Origin of the sequence: Nocardia sp. NPDC056541 (genome assembly GCF_042794235.1) — a bacterium.
Taxonomy (GTDB): Bacteria; Actinomycetota; Actinomycetes; order Mycobacteriales; family Mycobacteriaceae; genus Nocardia.
Genome location: NZ_JBHTUD010000012.1, coordinates 127780 through 146401 on the forward strand (window position 1 = coordinate 127780; position 18622 = coordinate 146401).

Genomic DNA, 18622 nt, shown 5'->3' on the forward strand with positions numbered 1-18622 from the left:
ATGAGCCGGATCTTCGGCAGTGTCACCCAAATGGGCTATGTCGTACGCGACATCAACGCAGAGATGCACCGATGGATCGCACAGGGCGTAGGCCCCTGGTTCTATGTCCACGACGTAGCGACCGACTACTTCACCTATCGCGGCAGCGATTCGCCGATGAAAATGAGCGTGGCGCTGGCCAATTCGGGTGACGTGCAGATCGAGCTGATCCAGCCACGCAACGACGCGCCGTCGCTCTACCGGGAATTCCTCGACTCCGGGCGCGAAGGCTTGCAGCACATCGCCTACTGGACCGACAACTACCAAGCGCTCTACGACAAGGCGCTGGCGCTGGGCTACGAGGTAGGCCACGAAGGGTCGATCGGCGGTGACCTCGGCCGCTTCGCCTACTTCGACACCGAGAAGACCTTCGGCCACATCATCGAAATCTCCGACATCAGCGGCCCCAAAGGCCAATTCTTCCGCTACATCCGGGAAGTCGCGCAGACCTGGGACGGCAGCGAGCCCATCCGCGGCGAAGTCGACAAGCTCGCATGACCACAGAAGAGAACACCATGACGACCATCAACTTCCCCGACCCCGCGGCCCTGCCCGACGCGCTCCGAGAAGCGCTGTCCACCCACACGGCCAACATCTATCGTATGGTCGCTCACTCCCACGGCATGGGCCTGAGCTTTCTGACCATGGCAGACGCCATGCTGCAAACCAACTCTGTCCCTTTCCCGCTGCGCGAGCTGGCGATCTTGCGCGTCGGCCACGTCTACGCAGCGCCCTACGAACTGCACCACCACGAGAAGTTCGCGCGCGCGGTCGGGCTCAGCGAGGACGCGATCGCCGCTGCCGCCACCGGCGGCGGCGAAGGGCTCCGATCCGAGGAAGCTGCCGTGCTCCGCTGGACGGATACGATCCTCGACCAGCACACGCTCGGCGCGGTGGCTCGGACCGAAGCGCTGGAACTGTTCAGCGTCACCGAACTAGCCGATTTCGTCCTCACCGTCGGGTTCTACCAACTCGTCTGCAACTTCCTCAACACCTTCGAGGTCACCACCGAGGGCGAAGCGTAGGCGCGGCGAGGGCCGATATGACGATGCCCCGAGCTCGATCGAGTTCGGGGCATTCGGCCGCAGAGCCGCTGTGAAGGCGGGGACTGCTGTCACAGTGACAGATCAGTCTAGGCCCCGGGAGGGCTGCTCGCTGAGTGTGAGAATCAGCGACGTCGATCGTGACAACTCTCCGCGTGCCCGCGTCAGCGCAGGATCTCCCCCCATGCCGAAAACGGGGGTAGCTGTCTCAGTCAGTTGGCGGCAGTCTGGATCGGATCGGATCTTTGGAAGGTATTTGGCCGTGAAGTCGGGGGCATCTTGTGCAGAGTAGGGCTGGAACTGCCTGTTTAGGCAGTGCGCTCGCGCCTTAGCTGTCTGGGTCAATGAGTGGGAAATCCCCGTGAACCGTTGACGCGGGGCTCGCGAGCGGTCTAGTATTCCTACTCACACGTAGTAATACTTCTACGTAGTCGTAGAAAATGGATTGGAAACCCTGCAATGGCAACAATTGCTTCCTTGCGTGAGTGGCTGTCGCTTCCCCCACTGACGCCCGCGGAGGACTACGGCTTCTTCGGTCCGGAGTCGGTCGCGTGGCAAGTCTGGAGTTACCCGACCAGTTTGACGATCGGCTTCCAGCGTGCGGTGGTGATCGAGGAGCTGGATCCGGCGCTGGTGGCCTCGGTGGACGCCACCCATGCGATCTACGACCGTCCTCGTACCCGATACGACCGCACGCTGCGATATTTCGCTATGGTGCTGTTCGCCGACAGCCGGTCGACCGCGCACGCGGCCGACATTCTGGTGAAGATCCACTCCAAGGGTATCGGCGTCGACCCCGTCACCAAGCAGTCCTACGACGCGAACAATCCGCAGTCGCAGCTGTGGATCCACCTGACGGCATGGCATTCCATCCTCGTCGCCTACGAGAAGTACGGTCCCGGCCGGCTCAGCGAGGCCGACGAACTGCAGTACTGGGCGGAGTGCGCGCGAGCGGCGGAACTACAGACTTGTGACCCGGCGGACGTGCCGCGCACCAGGGCCGGGATCAGCGAGTACTTCGAGCAGATGCGCCCGCAGCTGATCGGGTCCGACATCGCCCGCAAGGCGATGCGCCACCTGCTGCAGGCGGAGGTGATGATGCCGGAGATCCCGCTCCTGGTCCGGCCGATGTTCAAGATCGTGTACGCCTTCCTGCGCCGGGGCACCCTGGCCACCATGCCGCGATGGATGCGGGAGATGGCCGGATTGCCGAAGGGCAGGCTGCTCGACGCGCTCGTCACGACGCCGATGAGCGTTGCCTTCACTCTGGTGAGTCTCAACGCGCGCCTGCAAATTCAGCTGCTGCGCTTGATCTCGCCGATGACGGTGGCGGTGGCGGGTCCAGTGCTGCTGAAGATTCCGCCCGCGAGCACGACCACGATGACCCCTCGGCAAGCGCAAGAGCTCTACGGCTACGACATTCCCGCGCTCGCCCATCAAGCGCTGCGGGACAAGCAGCGGGCCCGGGTCTTCGGCCGCGGGGAAGCGCCGGACGACCAGGGTCTGATCGAGTCCCAGGCCGTGCTCGGCGAGATCGCGTGAGGGGTGCGTTCTGATGATCAAAGAACTGCTGGGCTATCGGATCAGCCTTCGCCAGCTCATCTTCCTCGGCATCGCCTTCGGAGTGCCGTACTTCCTGATCGGGCTGTTCTGGCTGGGGGCCCACCATGAGCACCTCGACGATCTGCACGGCTTCGACAAGCTGTTCTCGGCGATCGGTGAGATCATCGCCTGGCCGCCGTTGGTGATCTCCGATATCCAGCTACGCTGACGCCGGTCAGTCGGGAAGTGTCTCCGTGTTGTCGGCCTGCCAGGCCGAGACCACCGATCCGCCGGACGGGATGATCCGAGTTCCCGTGTCGTCCTTGGGCAAGGTTCGAGTCAGTGCCCGCACCGCGGGTCGAAGTGCTTGGGGAGAAGCGAGTTCCGGATTCGACAAGACCAGCCTGCCGAGCGATTCGATGAACCCGAGCATGACGCGACTGGCCAGTTCGACGTCCACGTCCTTGGGGCCACCGCGCCGCGCGATGCCCGTCTCGAGCAGTTGGGCGCAGCGCGCGATGACCTTCTCCCTGGCATCGGCGAGCAGTCCGCGATAAGAGGCAGGGGCTCCGTCGGCGGGCATGAGGATCAACCGCCAGCGAACCGGATCGTCCTGGACCGCGGTGAGGAAGGCGATGACCGCTTCCTCGTACTCCACGTCCGGGTCGGAATCGTCGAAATCCGCTGGTAATGCCTCGAGGACCTGCGCGATTCCCCGGGTGTGTTCGCGCCGCAACAGCGCGTCGAGCAACTGGGGCGCGGTGGGGTAGATCGCATACAGCACAGGTTTGGCGACGCCGGCTTGTTTGGCCACCGCTTGCATCGTGAGCTCGGCCAATCCGTCACGACCGGTGACCTCGCGGGCCGCGTCCAGCAGCTGCTCGCGGCGTTCCTCCGGCGGTAGTCGCGGGCCGTTGCGACGCCGCGGCCGGGCAGGTTGCGGCGGGGCGATCCGCCAGACGCCGTCGGTGCCCTCTTCGATGCTCATCAGGAAATGATCCCCCAAAGCTCTGGTGCCGCGTGAGCGGCGCTGTTAGTGTCCACATATCTACTTTAGCGTAGTAATTCATAACTACGGCAACGTAGAAAACTTCCGGGGAATCCAGGCGTCGCACCGAGCTCGTGCCTCGGAGCCGCGCCGGCAGCAAATCGGTCCGACCCATCAGCAACCGGCGAGAGTGAACAATCGTGCAGCAGCCGTCGACCAGGATTTCTGGTGAATTCGATACCGGGACAACAGCTCCGCCAGGAGGCGGTGATGCCCGTGATCAGGTCGTCGCCTTCGGGCTGACCTACTGGCGCGAACACCCGCAACGCGCCGTCGAGACGGCCGGGCGCCAGGTCCTGATGACCGGCCGGGCACTCGCCGAACTGGTCCGCGCCCTGTTCACCCGGCGGTTTCCCACCACGGAATTCGTCAAGCAATGCGCGTTCATGGCCAGTGTGTCGGCGACACCGACCCTGCTGGTCGCGATTCCCATCGCGGTGGTGGTGTCGATCCAGGTCGGCTCGCTCGTCAGCCAGGTCGGGGCGACCACCTTCATCGGCGCGGTCAACGGACTGGGAATCATCCGTCAGGGCGCCCCGCTCGTGACCTCGCTGATGATCGCCGGCGCGGTGGGGTCGGCGATCTGCGCGGATCTCGGTTCGCGCACCATCCGGGAGGAGATCGACGCCATGGTCGTGATGGGCGTCGATCCGGTCCGTCGCCTGGTCGCCCCCCGCCTCGCGGCGGCGGTCGTGGTCAGCACCTTGCTGTGCGGGCTGGTCGTGTTCGTCGGCTTCGCGACCGGCTATGTGTTCAACGTCTATATCCAGGATGGGACGCCGGGCTCGTACATCGGTACCTTCGCCTCGTTCGCGGTGGCCGGCGATCTGGTCGTCGCCATGGTCAAGGCCACGGTCTTCGGCGCGCTGGCGGCGATCATCGCCTGCGACACCGGGCTGCACACCCGCGGCGGACCGGCGGGCGTGGCCAACGCGGTGAACTCGGCGGTCGTCAACTCCGCGATCGTCCTGTTCGCGGCCAACATCATCCTCACGCAGCTCTACAACGCTGTGTTCCCGTCGAAGGTGCTCTGAGATGGCCTCGGGTTACGTGCCACCCCTGCTGCGTCCGGTGCGCCGGCTGCGCGCCGCCGCCGCAGCGCCCGCGACCGTTCCGGTGCGCCTCGGTCATCAAGGACTGGTGTTCCTTCAAGCAATCGCCGCGATTCCGTTCGTGCTCAAGCACTATCGGAAGGAGCTGCTGCGGCTGATCACCGATGTGAGCTTCGGCAACGGCTCCTTGATCGTCGGCGGCGGGGTGATCGGCGTCGTGGTCATCCTGTGCGGGTTCGGCGGAATCACCGTCGGCATGGAATCGCACACCGCGCTGAACCTGCTCACCATGAGCCCGCTCACCGGCGCGATCTCCGGATTCGCCACGACGCGGGAGTTGGCACCGCTGCTGGCGACCCTGGCTTTCGGCGCCCAGGCCGGGTGCCGATTCACCGCGCAGCTGGGTTCGATGCGGATCTCCGAGGAGATCGACGCCCTGGAGTCGATCGCCATCCGGCCGCTGCCCTACCTGATCACCACGCGCATGCTGGCGGCCGTCGTCGCCATCGTGCCGCTCTACACCGCGGGCCTGGCCATCGCCTACATCGCGACGAGGTTCACCGTGGCCTTTCTCGGCGGGACGACGCTGGGCACCTACGACCACTACTTCCACCAGTTCCTCGACCCGGTGGACGTGGCCTACTCGATCCTCAAGATCATCGTCTTCGCCGCCGTGGCGACCTTCATCCAGTGCTACTACGGCTACACCGCGGCGGGCGGACCCGAAGGCGTCGGAGTCGCGTCCGGCCGGGCGATCCGGATGACCATCGTCACGGTCGTGTTCATCAATCTCCTGTTCTCCCTGTCGATCTGGGGGATCGACCCGGGCATCAGGATCACGGGATAGGCCTCGATCATGATCATCGACCCCAGCGGGCGTGGCCCGAGCGCGCTGCGCCTCGGCCTGCTCGGCGTGCTCATCGGCGTGCTCATCGCCACCACCGTCTACCTGCTCGGACTGCGCTACAACGGCAAGTTCCTCGACACCGTCGAGGTGACCGCAGCCATGACCAGCACCGGCGACGGCGTCCCCGCGCGCGCCGACGTCACCTTCCGCGGCGTGCTGGTCGGCCAGGTCGCCCGCACCGACATCGCCGCCAGAGGTGAACGCCAGAACATGCTGTTGCGCATCGAACCGCCGATGGCCCAGCGCATTCCCGCCACGGTCACCGCCCGGGTGGTGCCGAACAACATCTTCGGCGTCACGGCGGTGGAACTCATCGACAACGGACCCTCGCCGGATCGGCTGCGCGACGGAGCGACCATCGCGCAGGACACCAGCGAGGTGGGCGCCCAGTTGCAGACGACCCTGACCACCCTGCGGACCGTCCTCGACGCCATCGACCCGATCCGGCTGGCCACCGTCCTGGGCACGCTCGCCGACGCGCTCGACCCCAGCTACCGGATGCCCGGCTCCACCATCGAACGACTCGACACCTGGACCACACAGGTCAGGGCGACGCCGGGGATCGGCGACCTGCTCGGCGACCTCGGCGCCGCGGCGTCGGCGGTCAACGAGTCGGCGCCGCAGCTGGTCGACACTCTCGTCGCGTCGGTGACCGCGGCGCGCACCCTCACCGAGAAGCGGGCGAATCTGATCGCGCTGCTGACCGCCGCCCGCGGCGCGGTCGGGGTCACCAACACCCTGTTCGAACGCAATCCGGAGGCGGGCCCGGAACTGGTCGGCGGGCTGCACGAGACCTTCGGCGCGCTGGCCGCCGACTCCGGCGCCATCGGCGCCGCGGTCGCCAACCTCAATACCGCGCTGAGCAGGCTGGCGACGGTCTTCAACTGGGGACCCGACCGGCAGATGCGCTGGGCCGTCGACGTGAGCTTCACGCCCTTCACCCAGTACACCGCCGCGGACTGCCCCCGCTACGGCAACCTCGCCGGGCCGCGATGCGGCGGCCCCTCGGTGCCGTATACCGCGCCGGAACAACATATTCCGACCCAGCTGCTGCCGCGGCGGCTGGAAGCGGCAGGCCCGCCGGCCGTCGTTCCCGGTCTCCCCACGCTCCCGGCGATTCCCGGCCTGACGGCCCCGGCCTCCGCGCCGGCGTCCCTGCAGGGCGTCGAGGCCATCGAGGCGCTCGTCGGGCGACCGCCGAACGCCGCGCAGCTGGTGCTGCTCACGCCGGTCCTGGCCGACGGTGCAGTGCAGCTCACCTACTCCAACCCAGCGCCAGGGGGGAACTGACATGATGAAAACCCGCACCGCCGTGCTGATCCTGACGCTGTTCGTCGGACTGGCACTGGTCGCGAGCTACACCATCTTCTCGACCTTGCAGCGCGGAGTCAGCGGCGACACCGTCCGCTATACCGCGACATTCGGCAATGTCCTCGGGCTGCGCGTGGGCGACGACGTCCGGATGGCCGGAATCCGGGTCGGCCGCGTAGATTCCATCGAACTCGGCGCGGATCGGCGCGCGTCGGTGGTGCTGCGTGTGCAGTCGCGCCAGCAGCTCACCACCACGACCAAGGCGCTGATCCGCTATCAGAACCTGATCGGGCAGCGATATGTCGCGCTGGCCGCCGGAGACCGAGGCGGGGACCGGCTGCCGCCGGACGGGGCGATTCCCTACGAGCGCACCGAATCGTCCTTCGACGTGTCCACGGTGCTGGCGGGATTCGAACCACTGTTCGCCACCCTGGAGCCCGACGACATCAACTCGTTGTCGCACACGCTGATTCAAGCGCTGCAAGGTGACGGAGTGTCGCTGAGCGCGCTGGTCACCCAGGCGGCGCAGCTCGCCAGTACCTTCCGCGACCGCGACGAGATCCTCGGCCAGGTGATCACCAATCTCGGTGGCGTGGTGGAGGGTCTGGCCCATCGCAGTGGCGAGCTGGAAACGCTGATCACCCAGACCCGCACGCTGACGGTCGATCTCTACGAGCAGGGCACGACGCTCGCGACCGCGGTCGACCAGGCGTCGGGGTCGACCAGGCAGCTGGCCGATCTCATCACCCGGATCAGACCCGGGCTCGCGCAGGCGCAACAGTCCGCGAACGAAGGTGTGCGCCTGCTGATCTCCAACGGCGCACGACTCGACATCACCGCCGCCGAACTGCCTTTCGTCCTGGCGGGTCTCGCCCGGATCAGCGGCAACGGCACCTACATCAACTCCTACGTCTGCAGTCTGGATGTCTCGCTGTGGGGTGTGCTGCTTCCGCCCGGGATGTTCAACCAGATCGGTGGCAATTCCCATTCGGAGGTATGCCGGTAATGAACTCCCCCCGACCACCCGAGCTCCTGCGACCGCTGGTGTCCGTCGTGCAGCGAATGTGGCAGGCGATACCGAGCTATTCGGGCAATCGCCACTGGTGGCTCGGCCTCGGCGCGGGTGCGGCGGTGGTGGTCCTGCTGTTCGGTTCGAGCGCGCTCACCCAGTTCGACCTGGGCAATCGGACCGTGTACGCCGAGTTCGCCCAGACCGCCGGGCTCCGCCAGGGCGACAGTGTCGATATCGCGGGCATCGAAGTGGGCACGGTGAAGTCGACGCGGCTGGCGGGCGACCGGATCGAAGCCGCGCTCTCGATCGACAACGGCATCCGGATCGGCGACGACGCCAAGGCCGCGATCAAGATGTCGACGATCCTGGGCCGGATGCATGTCGAGCTCGATCCCGGCGCGGTCTCGGCCCCCGAAAGCCGCCGAATTCCCCTGGACCGGACCGAAGTTCCGTACAACCTGGCCAAGGTCGTCAACGACGGCAAATACACCCACTCCTTCGAGCACCTCGAACGAATGGACCCCGTGGCCTTGCGGGCCTCGCTGGACGCACTCGCCCGGCAGATGGGGGACTCGCCGCAATTGACCGCGGCGGCACTGGATTCGGTGGGTTCGCTGGCCGCGGTCATCAGCGATCGCCGGGACGAGGTCGAGCAGCTGCTGCGCAATATCGACAAGGTCTCGAGCGTGGTGTCCGACAACCAGAACGCCGTGCTCGTGCTGTTGACCCGTGGTCAGGCCATCGGTGACGCGGTCGCCCGACGACAATCCTTGGTCACCCAGCTCCTGGACAGTATCGCCGCGGTCTCGAAGGACCTGCAGGCGATGGGCATCGACAACGGGGGACAGCTCGCACCGTTGATCGCCGATCTGAACACGATGTCGACGGGCCTGCAGAACAACAAAGCCAATCTGGACAACCTGTTCCAGATCATGCCGGTCACGCTCCGGCAGTTCAACAACACTCTCGGAAACGGCCCCTACGGGGAGATCTATCTGCCATGGATGTTCCCCGACAACTGGCTGTGTGCCGTTCAGGCCGTGGAAGGTTGCCGCTGATGCGCACGACATTCGTCCGGATGGCTGTCCTGGCCGCTGTCGCAGTCCTGTTGTCGGGCTGCTCGGCGCTGCCACAGAGCCTGACCTCGCTGCCGGACCGGCTGCTCGGCACGGAGAAGACGATCACGGCGGATTTCGAGAATGTCGCCGGCCTGTACGTCGGCAACGAAGTGTCCGTTCTCGGGATGCCGGTGGGCCGGGTGACCGAGCTGGTCCCCAAGGGCGAGTACGTGCAGGTGCACATGGTGGTCGATCCCGAGGTCGACCTGCCCGCCGACGTGATCGCGGCGCTGGTCTCCCCGCAGATGATCACCAACCGCCACATCGAACTCACCCCCGCCTACACCGGCGGCCCCACCTTGCTCGACGGCAGCCACATTCCGTTCGCCCGCACCAGGACACCCGTCGAGCTGGACCGGATTCTCCGCAATTTCGACGACATCGGAAAGGCGCTGGCGGGCAACAACTCCGACGGTCCGATGGCGAGCCGGGTGCTGTTCCCGCTGCTCGACGGCAACGGTGACCGCATCAGGGAGACCCTGGACGCGCTCTCCGGCGCCTTCGAGGTGACCCTGGCCAACAAGGACCAGATCTCCAACGCGATCGTCCGGCTCAACGACGTCACCCAGATCCTCGCCGACAACGACGCGACGGTCCGCGACTTCAGCGCCCGGCTCACTCAGCTGGTCACCCTGATGCGCGAGCAGTCCCCGGGGCTGCAGGCGGTGCTCACCCAGATCAACGACTTCGTCGCCAACACCAGCGCTGTCGTCGGGGAGAACAAGCAACCGCTGACCGACGCATTGCTGCGACTGATCACGATCACCGCGCAGATGCGCGACCACGCGCGAGGACTCACCGAGATCGTCGACATCGCCCCGCTGTTCCTCGGCAACCTGGGTAACGCGGTGAGCCCCGAAGCCCGGGCCGTTCGTCTTCACCTGCTGACGGACAAGAGCCTGCTCGACAATGAGCTGCTCTCGCTGTTCTGCCAGCGGGTCGAGCTACGGGCCGACGGCTGCCGAACCGGCAGGCTGCAGGACTTCGGCCCCGATTTCGGGCTGTTCGCCGCGCTGCTGGGACTGACCCGATGAGCCGGCGTCTGTGGCGTGCGGCGGTGCTGGCGGTGGCGGCCTGCTCGGTCGCCGGCTGCACGGTGACCGTCGACTCCATGCCCTTGCCCAAGCCCGGTCTCGACGGCCCCACCTACACGGTGCGGGCGCTGTTCGACAACGCGCTGAACCTGCCCGATCGCGCGCACGTGAAGACCGGCGGCACCGACATCGGCGTCGTCACCGGCCTCGACACCACCGATTTCGTGGCGACGGTCGAGCTCGAGATCCGCGCGGACGTGCGCCTGCCGCGCGGATCGCGGGCCGAACTCCGTCAGCCGACACCGCTGGGCGACATCTACGTCGCCATCGTGCTGCCCGAACTCCGTTCCGGCACACCGATGCTGGCCGAGGGAGACGTCATCGACAAGGACCACACCTCGGCGGGCGCCTCGGTCGAGGAACTGATGATGTCGCTGTCGATGCTGCTCAACGGGGGTGCGCTCAGCCAGGTCGCCCGGATCACCAGCGAGTCGAACTCGATGTTCGCGGGACGCGGGCCCCAGCTCTCGCATCTGCTCACCGAACTGACCGCGACCCTGACCGCGCTCAACGAAAGGACCGGCCAGATCGACGCCGTTCTGCACGGTCTCGACGCGCTCAGCGCCACCCTCAACCAGCGCAGGGCCGAGCTCGGCCAGGCCGCGGATACCTTCCCGCCGCTGATCTCGGTGCTCACCGAGAACAACCGGGCGATCACCGAGCTCACCACCGAGGTCTCGACCACCCTCGGCGCGCTGGGCGAGTTCACCTCCACCAGCAGCGCCGACTTCGTCGGGCTCTTCGACAGCGTGCAGGCTCTGATGACCGGCTTCACCCAGATGGGCGACAACCTGGCGGGCGCGCTCGACCAGCTGCACGCGCTGAACCCGTCGCTGCTGGCCACCACCCAGGGCACCAGCCTCGCCGTCGCGGCGACGATCTCCTACCTCAGCGTCGGCGCCCTGACCGACCCGAACGGGAGCAGGCTACCCGACGGATCGGACCCCGGCGCCTTCGTCGGCAGTCTCGCCGAGGTCCTCGCGCGGGTCCTCGGCCGGTTGCAGGGTGGCGGGCGATGAACGAATACCCCCGTGGCGGTGTCCGCTACACCGTGGCGCTCGTCCTCACCTTCGGCATCTGGTTCGCCGGGGTGGCGCTCGAAGTCGCTGCCGAATTGCTGCTCCGGGCGGCGGCCTGGGCGAACCGGCACGTCAACGGCATCGCGGCCGCGGGCCTGGTCACGACGCTGCTGGTCAGCGGCGGCTATCTGCTCGTCGATGTCGTCCGGGTCGATCCGCTGCGGGACACCTTCACCGTGCGAGTGGAACTGGCCGGGTCCGGCGGGCTGCTCGAGCATTCCGATGTCACGTTCCGCGGCGTGCGCGTGGGCACGGTGCGGTCCTTGGAGCTGTCCGAGACCGGCGTCACCGCCGTCGCCGACATCGATGCCGGCTATCACGTTCCCGCGGGCGGCGCGGTGGTCGTGGCCCGGTTGTCGGCGGCGGGGGAGCAGTACCTCGATATCCGGCCCGATTCCAACGACGCCCCCTATCTGGCCGACGGCGCGGTCGTCGAGCTGGACCGGACCTCGACGCCGGTCACCATCGACGAGTTCCTCACCAACACAGCCGATTTCATCGGCGGCTTGAATCCGCAGCGCCTGAACGTCATCGTCGCCGAACTCGACAAGGCGCTGGCCGGCGGGCCGAACCAGCTGCGCACCGTGATCAGCGGGATCAGTCAGGCCATGGTGGGGATGACGGAGTTGCTTCCGCAAACCCGCAATCTCGTCGAGAAGCTGTCCGTCATCGCGGAGACGACCTCGCACGCCCAGCCGGACCTGCGCACTCTCGTCGAGGGGTCGGGAGTGTTGTTCGGGCAGTTCGCCGCCGCCGACCAGGAACTGCGGCGCCTGCTCGACCTCGGACCAGGACAGCTGGCGACGCTCGGCGGCGTGGTCGCCGAGACCACCGACCCGATCACGAACCTGGTGACCAACCTGCGCGCCATCACCCGGGCCGCCCGGCTGCGCACACCGGCGCTGACGGCGCTGTTCCCGGCTCTGCGATCGGGCACAGCCCTGCTCGGAGTTCCGGCGCACGACAACGCCTTCCACACGATGGTGGACATCTGGCCGCGACCGTTCTGCGAGTACGACACCATCCCGGTCTCGCCCGCCACCGTCTCCGACGGCAGCGTCCGGCTCTACAACTACTGCATCACCAGCGATCCCGCGCAGCAGGTCCGCGGGTCGGCGAACGCGCCACGACCCGATACGCCCGACAACACCGCCGGACCGCCGCCGGGCAGCACCGGCGACGAGCGATCCGTGCCGCTGCCCGGCCGTTGATTCCCCTGCTACCGAAAGGAACTCCATGACAGACACCGACGAATCGACAGCCCCCGCGCCGCCGGAATCCGAGGAAACCGATACCGCGGCACCACCATCCACCAGCCGGAACCGCACCACCGCGATCGTGGTCGCCCTGGCAGTCGCCCTCGGCATCGGCGGAACGGCCGCCGGCGGCTACTTCGGCTGGCAGAACCACCGCGCGAGCGAACTCGAGCGATCACGCACCGAGGCACGGGCGGCCGCCTGCGCGTACGGCTCGGTGCTGTCGACCTACAACGCCACCGATCTCGACGCCTACTTCGCCGCCGTGCTCGACCGGGCGACCGGCGCGTGGAAACAAGAATTCGAGTCCACCAGTGCCGATCTGCGCGAAGTCCTGATCCAGGGCCGAGTGCAGTCGACGGCGGGCACCGTCGACTGCGCGATCGCCACCAGCGGTACCGACACCGCTGAGGCGCTCGTCGTCGTCGACCAGTCCGTCGCCAGCGTCGGCACCCAGCAGCAGCCCCGCCGTGGTCAGCTGTCGATCACGTTGTCGCTGGCGAAGTCCGGCGACCGATGGCTGACGAGCAAAGTCTCCTCGCCCATGCTGCGCACCACACCGTGAACCCGTCTCCTCCACTCCCGCGACAAGGACTGCGCTGCACATGGTTTGGCTCGTTCTCCTCGGCACCGCACTCGGGGCCCTCGTTGTGGCCGCGGTCGGCGGTCTCGTCGTTCTGCTCGTCCTGCAGCGCCGCGCCGCACGGCTGCTCGGCGCCGAGACCCCGCCGGTCGACGACCACGCGATCCGGCTGATCGAATCCCGGCGCCCGACCTTCCAGATGTCGGTCGAGCAGGACTTCGCCGCCATGCCGTGGGAAGTGTGGTCCGCACTCGAGGACGGCGCCTTCACCTGGATCCCGATGATCGACGGCGTCACCTACCATGACCAGGAACGTGGTCCGGGAACCGTCCGCACCCTCGACGCCATCGTCTTCGCCGCCGCGGAACAGGTCACCCGCCGCGATCCACACACCCGGCTGAGTGTGGCCGGCATCAAGACCTCGATCCCGCTGCTGGTCAAGTCCTACACCATGGACTTCCACCTTTCCGAAACGCCCGAGGGGACGACGGTTCTCCGGTGGACGATCGCGGGGAGGCCAGCTGTCTTCGCTTTCCTCCGACTGAGCTGGACCGCGTTCTTCATTCGCCCGTTCGTCCGGGTCGTTCTCGGGAGATGGGCGAACTACTACCGCTGAAAGGCACGATGTGGAGCCGGTTCCGAATTTCGATGCCGGGGTCAGTCGGGAGATTCTCAACTACTTCGGCACCTGCGGCGCCTGTGGCTACCCGGCGCAAGCACACGCGGTCAGTATCTTCGCCGACGGCCACATCGTGACAAGGGTCATCGCGACCTGCGGATTGCCGTGTGGTTGGCGGGGAGTGTCCGACCGGACCACGATGACCTGACCGCCTGACGTTCATCGGACTCGTGTCGTGAGCAAGGCAAGCGAGTAGTCGAGTACTCGTGCATGCCGTGCCTGCTTGGCGCACTCTCGTCTCATTGCACGAGAGGAGCGGGCGATGCGATGCGAATCCGATCGGTGTGACGCGGCGCGCGGTCGAGGTCGTCTCGGCGCTTGTTCGGCCGCTGGAATCACCCCTGGATGGCTGGTGATCGTGACCGCGGCCGCGATTGCGACGGTATCGGCTGGATGCGTCCGCCCCCCGCCCGAATCGCTCTCACCCGCACCGACAGCCGCGAATATTACGGATTCGGCATCGGAACCGGGAGGGCAATCGCCTGGCAGCGGCCCCGCGCCCGGTGGACCGATCGGCCAGGACGGCGCGGGAGCTCCCGCGCCCGGCGGTCCGGTAGGTCCGTACTCCCCACCTCCTGCCGGCGGCGCACCACCTCCGGATAAGCCGGGTGGCGGAAACCAGGCGAAGGGTTCACCGGTCAAAATCCCGTCTTTCCAGGAGAAGGGTTCTCCGCTCACCGCGGACTTGAAGGGACGCATCGATGCCGCGTTCGCGTCGGCCTGCCAGGAGGCAGGCCATGCAGCGGGTTGTGTCGAGCTCGCCTACACCATCACGTTGCCACTGGAATCCGATTGTGCGTATTCGGGATTCTCGCCGACCGACGGGGCGACCGTCGAGGCTGGGACGACCGTGACGGTCCAGCTCTCCGGTAAACAACCTTGCCCCATCAGCGGCGGCGGAGACGGTACCGGCGGTGGCGGTGGCGAGACGACAGAGGGCGGCGGCACGACTGGCGGCGGCACGACTGGCGGCGCTACGACAGAGGGCGGCGGCAAGACTGGCGGCGGCACGACCGAGGGCGGCACCGGCGGCACCGGCAGTACCGGCGATGGTGCGGGCACTGGCAACAGCAAGTCCGGGGGTGGTGAGACGGCCCCGGGCACCGGCAACAGCGGAGCCACGAACGGCGGCACCGATCATCCACCAGCACCGTCCGGTGGATGATCGGCAACTGATAGGACGACGATATGGGCTCTGGATTTCGTCCCGCCGGGACCGCGCGTTCTGGACGCGCCACACACCGGTCGACGGGTGTTCCCCGACCCGCGCAGCCACCGCAAGCCTCGACCTCGGCTGCACCGGGAGACACCGGGCTGTCCCGCCTCAGCCTGATGATCCGCAACTTCGCTGCGCCCACTACGTTGATCACCGCACTGCTGTTCTTCTTCGGCTGGTCCCACGCCTACTGGTTTTTCGACTACTTCGGCGTGAACGCCACAACACTTGGCCTGACCACCCAGGACTACTTGATGCGCAGTCAGGATTCCCTGTTCATCCCGCTCGCGGCGAGCGCTTGTCTGTTCACGGCATATCTCTTCTGCCGCAGAATGTTCCGGGAATTCGCGCTGCCGCGGATCAGTCCTGAGAATCGCCGCAGACTGGTGATCGCATCGATGGTCGCCGGCTTCGTGCTCGTTGCCGCCGGACTGCTCACCATCGTGATCTCGACACCGCTGAGGATGGTTGTCGGAGCGCCGGGCCTGTGCATGGTCGGTGGAATCTTTCTGATCGTTTCCGCCGTCCGATCGAGACGCACTGATCAGGCCAGCACCGAATCATCGGCAGACGTCCTCACCGCCGGAGAATGGGGCGCTGTGTTCGTTCTCGTCGGTGTCGGGCTCTTCTGGGCGGTAGCCGATTACTCGGCCGCCGTCGGCACCGGCCGAGCGATCGAGCAGGTCGAAACGTTCGCCGAACAGCCGAGCGTGTCGGTCTATTCGGACAAACGCCTCGGGCTGGCGGCGCCGGGCGTCGTGGAACTCACCTGCCCAGCTCCCGACGCCGCCTACCACTTCCGTTACGACGGCCTCAAACTCATCCTGCAATCAGGAAACCAGTACCTGCTGCTCCCGACGTCCTGGAGCCGTACGCACGGAGCAGCCTTCCTTCTCCCTCGATCCGACGCGAACCGAATAGATTTCTTCCCTCCGCAAGCCATCCCACCCGCACACAGTTGCGAGTGAGTAGAGAACCATCGCCATACTGGATCGCCCCGGTGCCGGCGCGGAGGCACCCCGCCGGCACTGCCGTGGGTGGGATCAGTAGGTGTACAGGTCCCAGCCACCGGCCACCTCGACGCACTCCCACTGCGCGCCGCCGGTGGTCGGTGAGGCGCCGTCGGCGGCGCAGGCTTCGAAGGTGGCGTAGCTGCCGACGAAACCGGTGTGCAGCACGGCGGGCGCCGCCGAGGCCAGACCTGCGCCCGCGACGGAGGCCGCGGCGATCACGGTGGCGGTGATGACGGACTTGAAGCTCATGGTGTTCCTTTCGTAGCAACCCGGTGGTGTCCGGGGCAGGACCAGAGAACCTCAGTGCGCGTGAGATTTTCGTGAGGTCGCCACGCCGCGAACCCGTGCCGGGCGTGCCCTACTCTCACTACTCGTGCGTGTGCTGGTGGCGGAGGACGACGAAGGACTGGGCCAGGAGATCGCGTCCGGGCTCCGAGTAGCCGGATTCGCGGTCGACCTGGTGAATCTGCTCGTCGACGCCGATCTGAAGATCTCGGTGAACACCTACGACGTCCTCGTCGTCGACCGGGGAATGCCCGACGGTGACGGCTTGCGGTTGCTCGCGGCACTGCGCGCGCGTGGCTGCCCGGTGCCTGCCCTGGTGCTCACCGCGCGCGACGAATTGTCCGACCGTATAGCCGGATTCGAGCACGGTGCCGACGACTATCTCGGCAAGCCTTTCGCGCTCGCCGAGCTGGCCGCCCGGGTCAGGGCGCTGTGCCGTCGCCGCGATCATCCCACCCCGGCGCTGCTCCGGTCGGGCGACATCGAGATCGATCTGCCGCGCCGCAGGGTGCGACGCGCGGGCATCCTGCGTTCGCTCACGCCGAAGGAATTCGCGGTGCTGGAACTGCTGGCGACACGGGCGGGCGCGGTGGTGTCGCGGTCGGACCTGATCGAGGCGTGCTGGGACGAGATGGCCGAACCGAATTCCAATGTGGTCGACGCGGTGATGGCAGGCTTGCGGCGCAAGCTCGGAGCCCCTCCGGTGATCGACACGGTGCGCGGTGCGGGCTTCGTCCTGGGCGGCGTCGCGTGCGAGTCCTGATCGCCACCTCCGACCCACGTCCCGCGGTGGCGCGGTTGCACCGGGCCAGGATCGAGCTCACGGTGCTCATCACCGCGATCACCATGCTGTGCTTGATCGTGCTCGGCCTGGTGGCCGCCGTCATCGACGCGCGGTCCCGTGACAATGCCCTCGACGCGGATCTCGACCGGGTGCTGACGGGACTGGGTCCGCGTCTCTACCTCGACGAGGACGACGCCGTCGACACCACGGATCTGCCCGGTGACGAGCTGGTCGGCGGCGAGATCGCCATCCTGGTGCTGACGGCCGACGCCACCGGCGGTTGGACGGTCCACTACGGACACCTCCGATCGCACATGCCCGCCGAATCGGGGATCGCGGCCACCGCGGACGCCGCTACCCAGGCGCCGGGCGACACGATCTACCGCGATTCGATCGACAGCGCAGGGCGCCGGGTCCGCTTGGCCGCCGCGACCTTCGGCTGGGAGGACTCCGACCGCGAGGCGGTCCTGATCACCGGCGCCGACCCCGACGCGTGGGACCGTGGCCGCGCACTCCTGCTGTGGGCATTGACGGTCGGCGGCACGGTGATGGTGGCGGCCGCCGCGGTCGGCGGGCATCTGCTGTCGGGGCGGAGCATGCGTCAGGCGCTGGCGCTGGTCGAGGAGAGGGAACGTTTCCTCGGCGACGCGGCGCACGAACTGCGCACTCCGCTCGCCACGCATCGGCTCGTCACCGTGCCGCGCGCACGCACACCGGCCGAATCCGAACGGGTGCTGGCCGATGCGAGGGCTCTCGGCGCGAGGATGGAACGGGTGGTGGCAGGTCTGCTGGCCAGGGCTCGCCTACAGTCGGGGGCGGCCACGCTGGAGCGGGTGCAGCTGCTGCTCGATCAGCTGACCGAGTCGGTGGTCGAGGAGTTCGGCGCCGACCGTCTCGTGCTGCGCGCGGAACCGACTGTCGTGGTGGGTGACCCAGGTCTGCTCGGCCTGGCGATCCGCAATCTGGTGGAGAACGCGCTCACCCACGGCGCGGTGAATCCGCGGGTGCCGGTGGAGGTCTTCGTCGGCGCGGGCCGGGTCTGCGTCCGTGACCACGGCACCGGGCTCGCACCCCAGCTGTCGTCGAATCCGTTCGAGCGCGGGGTCAGTGGCGGTCGTGGCAGCGGCATCGGCTTGGCGCTGGTGGCCTGGATCGCCGAAGCGCACGGCGGCACCGCCACCATCGAACCGGTGGCCGGCGGCGGGACGATCGCCACCCTGGTGCTGCCACCGCCGGGCGCCGCGATCTGAACGGTGTGCCCGCCGTGACGGCTGCCGAGCAGCCCGTAGCACTCTTGCGTGACTAACTGTAAGTAATACAGTATGCTTGCTCACGTCATGTCGGGCGGCTGCGGGCGACCTACGCCGCCATGAGTCCGGAGTCGATTCGGCAGGTGATGTCGAGTGGCAACTGTAAGAGCCGGTAGGCGGATGGTGGTCATAGCGTGGCGGTCGGGAGGAGTGGGATGGTTCGTCGGAACTCGCGTCGCGGCTGGACCCTGTCCGCACGCTGGTGGCTACGGCACGGACATTCCTACGGCGCCGCGATCGGAGGGGTGTCC

Annotated in this window: 20 protein-coding genes; 18 read left to right on the plus strand and 2 right to left on the minus strand. The window is 67.2% G+C overall.

Annotated features, from left to right (window positions below; all coding sequences use genetic code 11):
* Nucleotides 1–30 precede the first annotated feature (30 nt).
* From ACFQ9R_RS21930 to ACFQ9R_RS21945, 4 genes are all read left to right on the plus strand, one after another.
* Nucleotides 31–537 carry a VOC family protein gene (locus ACFQ9R_RS21930; protein ID WP_378992860.1) on the plus strand — a complete coding sequence of 169 codons (507 nt, stop codon included), beginning with the start codon at nt 31–33 and terminating at the stop codon, nt 535–537.
* Nucleotides 534–1064, plus strand: a complete 531-nt coding sequence (locus ACFQ9R_RS21935; RefSeq protein ID WP_378992861.1) for a carboxymuconolactone decarboxylase family protein — start codon at nt 534–536, stop codon at nt 1062–1064. The genes ACFQ9R_RS21930 and ACFQ9R_RS21935 overlap by 4 nt, the downstream gene beginning before the upstream one ends.
* Before the next feature lie 477 nt (nt 1065–1541).
* On the plus strand, nt 1542–2624 hold the full coding sequence (locus tag ACFQ9R_RS21940; protein ID WP_378992862.1) for an oxygenase MpaB family protein: 1083 nt from the start codon (nt 1542–1544) through the stop codon (nt 2622–2624).
* Nucleotides 2625–2637: 13 nt separating this feature from the next.
* On the plus strand, nt 2638–2853 hold the full coding sequence (locus ACFQ9R_RS21945) for a hypothetical protein (protein ID WP_378992864.1): 216 nt from the start codon (nt 2638–2640) through the stop codon (nt 2851–2853).
* A 6-nt stretch (nt 2854–2859) separates the two neighbouring features.
* Here the strand turns inward: ACFQ9R_RS21945 and ACFQ9R_RS21950 are convergent, their stop codons facing one another.
* The gene (locus tag ACFQ9R_RS21950) at nt 2860–3612 is read right to left on the minus strand and encodes a TetR/AcrR family transcriptional regulator (RefSeq protein ID WP_378992866.1); all 753 of its coding nucleotides are present in this window, start codon (nt 3610–3612) and stop codon (nt 2860–2862) included.
* 299 nt (nt 3613–3911) lie between these two features.
* On the opposite strand from ACFQ9R_RS21950, the gene ACFQ9R_RS21955 reads away from it, so the two are divergent.
* From ACFQ9R_RS21955 to ACFQ9R_RS22010, 12 genes are all read left to right on the plus strand, one after another.
* Nucleotides 3912–4706, plus strand: coding sequence for an MlaE family ABC transporter permease (locus ACFQ9R_RS21955; protein WP_378993009.1), 795 nt, complete (start codon nt 3912–3914; stop codon nt 4704–4706).
* 1 nt (nt 4707) lies between these two features.
* A complete protein-coding gene (locus ACFQ9R_RS21960; protein ID WP_378992868.1) occupies nt 4708–5571 on the plus strand; it encodes an ABC transporter permease in 864 nt (287 codons plus the stop codon).
* Nucleotides 5572–5580: 9 nt separating this feature from the next.
* Entirely contained in the window at nt 5581–6921 is a 1341-nt protein-coding gene (locus tag ACFQ9R_RS21965; RefSeq protein WP_378992869.1) for an MlaD family protein, read from the plus strand.
* 1 nt (nt 6922) lies between these two features.
* Nucleotides 6923–7948 (plus strand): MCE family protein, encoded by a 1026-nt coding sequence (locus ACFQ9R_RS21970; RefSeq protein WP_378992870.1) that lies wholly within the window; start codon nt 6923–6925, stop codon nt 7946–7948.
* Nucleotides 7948–9012, plus strand: coding sequence for an MCE family protein (locus tag ACFQ9R_RS21975; protein WP_378992871.1), 1065 nt, complete (start codon nt 7948–7950; stop codon nt 9010–9012). The genes ACFQ9R_RS21970 and ACFQ9R_RS21975 overlap by 1 nt, the downstream gene beginning before the upstream one ends.
* A complete protein-coding gene (locus tag ACFQ9R_RS21980) occupies nt 9012–10106 on the plus strand; it encodes an MCE family protein (protein ID WP_378992873.1) in 1095 nt (364 codons plus the stop codon). The genes ACFQ9R_RS21975 and ACFQ9R_RS21980 overlap by 1 nt, the downstream gene beginning before the upstream one ends.
* The gene (locus ACFQ9R_RS21985; protein ID WP_378992874.1) at nt 10103–11185 is read left to right on the plus strand and encodes an MCE family protein; all 1083 of its coding nucleotides are present in this window, start codon (nt 10103–10105) and stop codon (nt 11183–11185) included. Before ACFQ9R_RS21980 ends, ACFQ9R_RS21985 begins: the two co-directional genes overlap by 4 nt.
* The gene (locus ACFQ9R_RS21990) at nt 11182–12456 is read left to right on the plus strand and encodes an MCE family protein (protein ID WP_378992875.1); all 1275 of its coding nucleotides are present in this window, start codon (nt 11182–11184) and stop codon (nt 12454–12456) included. The genes ACFQ9R_RS21985 and ACFQ9R_RS21990 overlap by 4 nt, the downstream gene beginning before the upstream one ends.
* A gap of 25 nt (nt 12457–12481) precedes the next feature.
* Nucleotides 12482–13066, plus strand: a complete 585-nt coding sequence (locus tag ACFQ9R_RS21995; RefSeq protein WP_378992876.1) for a hypothetical protein — start codon at nt 12482–12484, stop codon at nt 13064–13066.
* 40 nt (nt 13067–13106) lie between these two features.
* Entirely contained in the window at nt 13107–13700 is a 594-nt protein-coding gene (locus ACFQ9R_RS22000; protein WP_378992877.1) for an SRPBCC family protein, read from the plus strand.
* Between the two features lie 748 nt (nt 13701–14448).
* Entirely contained in the window at nt 14449–14928 is a 480-nt protein-coding gene (locus ACFQ9R_RS22005) for a hypothetical protein (RefSeq protein ID WP_378992878.1), read from the plus strand.
* A gap of 167 nt (nt 14929–15095) precedes the next feature.
* Entirely contained in the window at nt 15096–15947 is an 852-nt protein-coding gene (locus ACFQ9R_RS22010) for a hypothetical protein (protein ID WP_378992879.1), read from the plus strand.
* Between the two features lie 75 nt (nt 15948–16022).
* Here ACFQ9R_RS22010 and ACFQ9R_RS22015 read toward each other — a convergent pair whose 3' ends face one another.
* On the minus strand, nt 16023–16241 hold the full coding sequence (locus ACFQ9R_RS22015) for a hypothetical protein (protein WP_378992880.1): 219 nt from the start codon (nt 16239–16241) through the stop codon (nt 16023–16025).
* Between the two features lie 124 nt (nt 16242–16365).
* Between ACFQ9R_RS22015 and ACFQ9R_RS22020 the strand changes: the two genes are divergently transcribed.
* Together ACFQ9R_RS22020 and ACFQ9R_RS22025 are read left to right on the plus strand one after the other, a co-directional pair.
* A complete protein-coding gene (locus ACFQ9R_RS22020) occupies nt 16366–17040 on the plus strand; it encodes a winged helix-turn-helix domain-containing protein (RefSeq protein ID WP_378992881.1) in 675 nt (224 codons plus the stop codon).
* Nucleotides 17028–18311 carry a sensor histidine kinase gene (locus tag ACFQ9R_RS22025; RefSeq protein ID WP_378992882.1) on the plus strand — a complete coding sequence of 428 codons (1284 nt, stop codon included), beginning with the start codon at nt 17028–17030 and terminating at the stop codon, nt 18309–18311. Before ACFQ9R_RS22020 ends, ACFQ9R_RS22025 begins: the two co-directional genes overlap by 13 nt.
* The last annotated feature ends 311 nt before the right edge of the window (nt 18312–18622 follow it).

Coding starts and splice junctions, on each gene's coding strand:
- ACFQ9R_RS21930 (WP_378992860.1), top strand. CDS start 31: ATGGGCTATGTCGTACGCGACATCAACGCAGAGATGCACCGATGGATC.
- ACFQ9R_RS21935 (WP_378992861.1), top strand. CDS start 534: ATGACCACAGAAGAGAACACCATGACGACCATCAACTTCCCCGACCCC.
- ACFQ9R_RS21940 (WP_378992862.1), top strand. CDS start 1,542: ATGGCAACAATTGCTTCCTTGCGTGAGTGGCTGTCGCTTCCCCCACTG.
- ACFQ9R_RS21945 (WP_378992864.1), top strand. CDS start 2,638: ATGATCAAAGAACTGCTGGGCTATCGGATCAGCCTTCGCCAGCTCATC.
- ACFQ9R_RS21950 (WP_378992866.1), bottom strand. CDS start 3,612: ATGAGCATCGAAGAGGGCACCGACGGCGTCTGGCGGATCGCCCCGCCG.
- ACFQ9R_RS21960 (WP_378992868.1), top strand. CDS start 4,708: ATGGCCTCGGGTTACGTGCCACCCCTGCTGCGTCCGGTGCGCCGGCTG.
- ACFQ9R_RS21965 (WP_378992869.1), top strand. CDS start 5,581: ATGATCATCGACCCCAGCGGGCGTGGCCCGAGCGCGCTGCGCCTCGGC.
- ACFQ9R_RS21970 (WP_378992870.1), top strand. CDS start 6,923: ATGATGAAAACCCGCACCGCCGTGCTGATCCTGACGCTGTTCGTCGGA.
- ACFQ9R_RS21975 (WP_378992871.1), top strand. CDS start 7,948: ATGAACTCCCCCCGACCACCCGAGCTCCTGCGACCGCTGGTGTCCGTC.
- ACFQ9R_RS21980 (WP_378992873.1), top strand. CDS start 9,012: ATGCGCACGACATTCGTCCGGATGGCTGTCCTGGCCGCTGTCGCAGTC.
- ACFQ9R_RS21985 (WP_378992874.1), top strand. CDS start 10,103: ATGAGCCGGCGTCTGTGGCGTGCGGCGGTGCTGGCGGTGGCGGCCTGC.
- ACFQ9R_RS21990 (WP_378992875.1), top strand. CDS start 11,182: ATGAACGAATACCCCCGTGGCGGTGTCCGCTACACCGTGGCGCTCGTC.
- ACFQ9R_RS21995 (WP_378992876.1), top strand. CDS start 12,482: ATGACAGACACCGACGAATCGACAGCCCCCGCGCCGCCGGAATCCGAG.
- ACFQ9R_RS22000 (WP_378992877.1), top strand. CDS start 13,107: ATGGTTTGGCTCGTTCTCCTCGGCACCGCACTCGGGGCCCTCGTTGTG.
- ACFQ9R_RS22010 (WP_378992879.1), top strand. CDS start 15,096: ATGATCCGCAACTTCGCTGCGCCCACTACGTTGATCACCGCACTGCTG.
- ACFQ9R_RS22015 (WP_378992880.1), bottom strand. CDS start 16,241: ATGAGCTTCAAGTCCGTCATCACCGCCACCGTGATCGCCGCGGCCTCC.